Below are 3,061 nucleotides of genomic sequence, written 5' to 3'. Positions count from 1 at the left end.
GGCATTGATGAGGTATTCTCCATTAAAGACATTTTCCCCGCTACCAGAATCCCGTGTAAAGCACACGCCTGTTGCGGAATCGTCCCCCATATTACCAAATACCATGGCCTGTACATTCACTGCAGTACCCCAGTCGGGCGGGTAGCCATGAATCTTACGGTAATATACCGCCCTTGCACCATTCCAGCTGTCGAATACGGCTAAGGCCGCACCCCATAGTTGTTCCCATGGATCTGATGGAAACTCCTCGCCTGTGCGTTTTCTAATAATATCCTTGAAGTCATACACCAGGTCCTGGAGGTCCTGCACGGTGAATTGGGTATCCAGTTCTATATGCCGTTTTTCCTTTAGATGTTCAATAACTTCTTCAAAGGGATCGATATCATCCTTGGATTCAGGCTTCATGCCCATGACCACGCTGGCATACATCTGAATTAAGCGCCTGTAGGAATCCCAGGCGAAGCGCTCGTTACCGGTTTGTTTGGCCAAACCAAGGACAGCTTCATCGTTTAGACCGAGGTTCAGTACCGTATCCATCATACCGGGCATGGAAACCCGTGCCCCGGATCGTACTGAGAGGAGCAAGGGGTTGTTATTATCTCCCCATTTGGTGCCCATCTGCATTTCAATCTCCCGCACGGCTTCAGTGACCTCCTCCTTGAGGTACTCTACTACTTTATCCTTGCCAAGTTCGTTGTATTCTGTACATACTTCGGTAGTAATGGTAAACCCTGGTGGAACAGGTACGCCTATGGCACTCATTTCAGCCAAATTCGCGCCTTTTCCCCCGAGGAGATTACGCATGGTTCCGTTTCCGTCTGCTTTTTTGTTCCCGAATTTAAAAACTCGTTGTTTTACCTGTGTTACTGTTTCCATGGAAGTTGCTATTACGCCCGTAGGCAAATCGAATTCGAAATTAGTTCCAATTAGGGGTGATTTTAATGACAAATGTCATATTCAGATAATTAATAACGTTAGGGTAACTTATGTTACTCTTTAAGCAGGTAAATCCGAAAGAAAAGAATGAGCCCAATACATTTTGACAGAAAATAATATCTTTAATTCCAACAGGAAAGCCAACCCATTTTGAAATCCAGAATTTTAGTCCTTTTTTTCCTATGCTTTTTATCACAGGGAACGCTTCAAGCGCAATTGGTCAATATAGAATCCCGGCGCATGCAGACCGATACCATTCGCTTTGTGCTAAAATCCGATCTTCTTTTTAGCTATTCCGATAATGACGGGGCTTACCTGTTGCAAGTTGGGAGCAGTCTTGCGACCCAGTGGAAAACAAAAGATTTTAATAGCATTCTTTACTTTATAGGCAATGTTAACCTGGCCCGAAGCCAGGCCCAGGACTTTCGGAACTCCTGGTTTTTCCACCTGCGTTATAACCAGAAACTTTCTGAGCTTTGGAGAATAGAAGGCTTTTTGCAAAGCCAGAATAATGAGCTTTTATCCATCAACGCCAGGAACCTTGCAGGCGCAGGAATCCGCCTCAAATTTATTTCCACACTAAATGTGAAGGCCTATCTGGGAAATTCTTATATGTATGAGGTGGAGGAAAGCGACGCCTTCAACCTCACCTTCTACAATCACCGCAATAGTTCGTATCTGTCACTTTCTGTTCGACTCGCAGAGGGCAAACTCGACCTCACTAACACCCTGTATTTTCAACCGCTTTATCGGGAATTTGGCAATTACAGGATCCTACAACAACTAAAAACAGAGGTGCCTATCACCAAAAAGCTCAAATTCTCTGGCTTGTTTAACTATTTCCTAAACAGCACCACCCCTGCAGGAAATAGCGAATATTCATCCGATTTAAGCCTGGGACTAACTTTTGAAATTTAGACAGGGCAGTTACAGTACGGGTACCGTTAACCTAATAATGGTGTTAGGAACCGTCTATTTTATGAGGGTTTCTCTGATTTTCCTTAATTTCCCATCTTGAGAACAGGTATAGGACGTCATCTGTTATCATGTGCTATGAAAGTTGTTAAGTACCTCTTCCTTTTATTTGCCCTTTTCCTGGGAATAACCATATCAGGACAGGAATTACCTCCTGTACAAAACTTTGCTCCTTCAGATTACGAGGCAGAAAACCAGAATTGGGCCATTTCCCAATCCGCAGGCAAAGAAGTCTTTATCGCCAATAATAAGGGGCTACTGGCATATAACGGGGCAGCCTGGACGCTATACACTTCTCCTAACGAGACCATTATGCGTTCTGCCAAGGTCGTTGGTGAGCGAATTTATAGTGGATATTATATGGAATTTGGGTTTTGGGAGGCAGATGAATTTGGCGTCCTGAACTATACAAGCCTCTCCGAAACCATTCGATCCCAACTAGAGGAAGATGAAGAATTCTGGATCATTCTCAATGTAGATAACTACATCCTCTTTCAATCCCTCAAACGGATCTACGCCTATGACATCAAGGAACATACCGTAAATATCCTCGCATATGCAAGTAACCTGCCAAAGATGTTCTCCGTAGATAAGGGGATATATTACCAAAAGATAGGGGAGGGGTTATTTAAGATCGAAAATGGGAAGGAGGTACTTGTTTTTAAAAATAAGGTAGTCCAGCAAGATGAGGTGGCCTCCGTCTTTAGCAAAAACGGAATCCTTCATGTGCTAACAAGACACAACGGTTTTTACAGGGAACAGGAGGGCATTCTGGCTAAGTGGGCTACTCCCTCCGAGGGCCTATTTGAGGAAATAAGTGTGTATTCGGGTCTTGCCCTCAGTGATGGCAGCTATGCCCTGGGGACGATTGCACACGGACTTATCATCCTGGATGCAGAAGGCAATCTGGGCACAGGTGGCAATCTGACCGCCAGCGTAGCTCAAACCGAAGAAGGTGGCCGCGGCTTCGGATACCGCATCGACATCGTTGATATTGAGACCTGTCAGGTGGAGGGGCAGCGAGCGGATCGTGCGGAGGTTGAGCGTCACGTCCTCGCCGGTCGTCCCGTCGCCGCGGGTCGCGCCGCGGGTGAACGTCCCCCGCTCGTAGATCAGCTCGACCGAGAGGCCGTCGAACTTCGGCTCGGCG

Annotated in this window: 3 protein-coding genes; 1 reads left to right on the top strand and 2 read right to left on the bottom strand. The window is 46.1% G+C overall.

Going from position 1 to position 3,061, the window contains the following annotated elements; all coding sequences use genetic code 11:
* The coding region (locus tag AC4E7D_RS13410; protein WP_490174290.1) for a PEP/pyruvate-binding domain-containing protein at window positions 1–876 on the bottom strand (876 nt) is incomplete at its 3' end.
* A gap of 300 nt (window positions 877–1,176) precedes the next feature.
* Here AC4E7D_RS13410 and AC4E7D_RS13405 point away from each other — a divergent pair.
* Entirely contained in the window at window positions 1,177–1,854 is a 678-nt protein-coding gene (locus AC4E7D_RS13405) for a DUF481 domain-containing protein (protein WP_490174289.1), read from the top strand.
* 858 nt (window positions 1,855–2,712) lie between these two features.
* Here the strand turns inward: AC4E7D_RS13405 and AC4E7D_RS13400 are convergent.
* Entirely contained in the window at window positions 2,713–3,024 is a 312-nt protein-coding gene (locus AC4E7D_RS13400; protein WP_490174291.1) for a hypothetical protein, read from the bottom strand.
* Window positions 3,025–3,061: the final 37 nt, after the last annotated feature.

The organism is Lentiprolixibacter sp. (assembly GCF_982873095.1).
This window is presented reverse-complemented; position numbering and strand designations above follow the sequence as displayed.